Raw genomic sequence first — 1,093 nt, forward strand, 5'->3', positions numbered from 1 at the left:
GTTTGAATTTAGAGCTTACTGCGTGCATGCGGTAAGCTCTATTTTTTTCGCTCAATTTCGCTACCCTTTAATATTTGCTTGGTTCCTGCAAAGCTTACTAAATACTGATTATTTGCTAGGTCCTCAATAATCTTTCCTGGCTTTTTTAGTACTTCTGGAAAGTGATATTTAAAGTAGTTGTAAGACTCCTCATCACTATCTGGCGTGATTATAACTCTTACATGGTCACCGACTGAAAACGCAGGCTGTTCGTTATCTAACACATCAAATATTGTTATTTGTCCTAGTTCCTCCATCACCATGTAATAATCCATTTGACAACTCATGCTGCGCAACCTTCCACGGTAAGAATCATTTCAGTTCGATTAGTCAGTGCTTGTACAACTGCATCCAGTGGTATTTCACGGGCATCTCTTGTAAGAGATCTGCTATATACTACAGATGCATACTCGACCGGCACTTCTTTCATTTCAAGCTGTTCGTCCAATGCTAACGGCTGTACACCTTCTACAATTTTTGTATAAATTTGCTTTGCGCTGTCAGGATTCTTTGCTTTTAACAGCGCATAATACGGCTGCATAACTTCGTAAAATCTCAAACTCATGTGATTACCTCCTGTTGTGGCTCTATAGTAATTTTGAATGTGTTGCCATCTTTATCACGAGCTAAAACAATTCCTTTATGTGGCTCAATATCCCAACTGACAAGGTTTAAATCTTTGCCTTGTAATGAATTAAACATGATGGCCATCTTTTCAACTGTCTGTATTTCTGGCATTTTCTAAATCTCCAATGCTGATTAATAGTTTCGTAGCAAATTGGGATAGCTCCTTATTCTTGCTTGCTGCAGCTATCATCAATTCGCATTTAAGGTCGTTTATAAGCCATTTAGACTTAAAACACTTATTGCATAACCCGTATGCCATTCCTGTTCACTCCAACGACTTTGCCTTGTACGTGCTTTCTATTTTTCGGGTGGCGTATTTTGTGATTCGTTAGATTAATTGAATGCGCTACACACCAACCCTCGTGTTTCATTTGTCTTAATTCTTCTTCGGTGTATTCTCCAAATGCTGTGTTGTCACTACGATATA

At 38.4% G+C, this 1,093-nt stretch carries 4 protein-coding genes; all 4 read right to left on the reverse strand.

Annotated features, from left to right (window positions below; all coding sequences use genetic code 11):
• Nucleotides 1-38 precede the first annotated feature (38 nt).
• On the reverse strand, nt 39-326 hold the full coding sequence (locus tag ACOMCU_RS28045) for a hypothetical protein (RefSeq protein ID WP_421052303.1): 288 nt from the start codon (nt 324-326) through the stop codon (nt 39-41).
• Nucleotides 323-604: a hypothetical protein gene (locus ACOMCU_RS28050; protein ID WP_421052304.1), complete on the reverse strand. Its 282-nt coding sequence runs from the start codon at nt 602-604 to the stop codon at nt 323-325. Before ACOMCU_RS28050 ends, ACOMCU_RS28045 begins: the two co-directional genes overlap by 4 nt.
• Nucleotides 601-777 (reverse strand): hypothetical protein, encoded by a 177-nt coding sequence (locus ACOMCU_RS28055; protein WP_421052305.1) that lies wholly within the window; start codon nt 775-777, stop codon nt 601-603. The genes ACOMCU_RS28050 and ACOMCU_RS28055 overlap by 4 nt, the downstream gene beginning before the upstream one ends.
• Nucleotides 778-902: 125 nt before the next feature.
• Nucleotides 903-1,093 (reverse strand): hypothetical protein (locus tag ACOMCU_RS28060; protein WP_421052306.1); only part of this gene is annotated, 191 nt, incomplete at its 5' end.

The organism is Lysinibacillus sp. UGB7, from assembly GCF_049058285.1.
Lineage (GTDB): Bacteria > Bacillota > Bacilli > Bacillales_A > Planococcaceae > Lysinibacillus > Lysinibacillus sphaericus_B.

What these genes read in the sequence shown, in the direction of transcription:
- ACOMCU_RS28045 (WP_421052303.1), bottom strand. Translation starts at nt 326, where the DNA reads ATGAGTTGTCAAATGGATTATTACATGGTGATGGAGGAACTAGGACAA.
- ACOMCU_RS28050 (WP_421052304.1), bottom strand. Translation starts at nt 604, where the DNA reads ATGAGTTTGAGATTTTACGAAGTTATGCAGCCGTATTATGCGCTGTTA.
- ACOMCU_RS28055 (WP_421052305.1), bottom strand. Translation starts at nt 777, where the DNA reads ATGCCAGAAATACAGACAGTTGAAAAGATGGCCATCATGTTTAATTCA.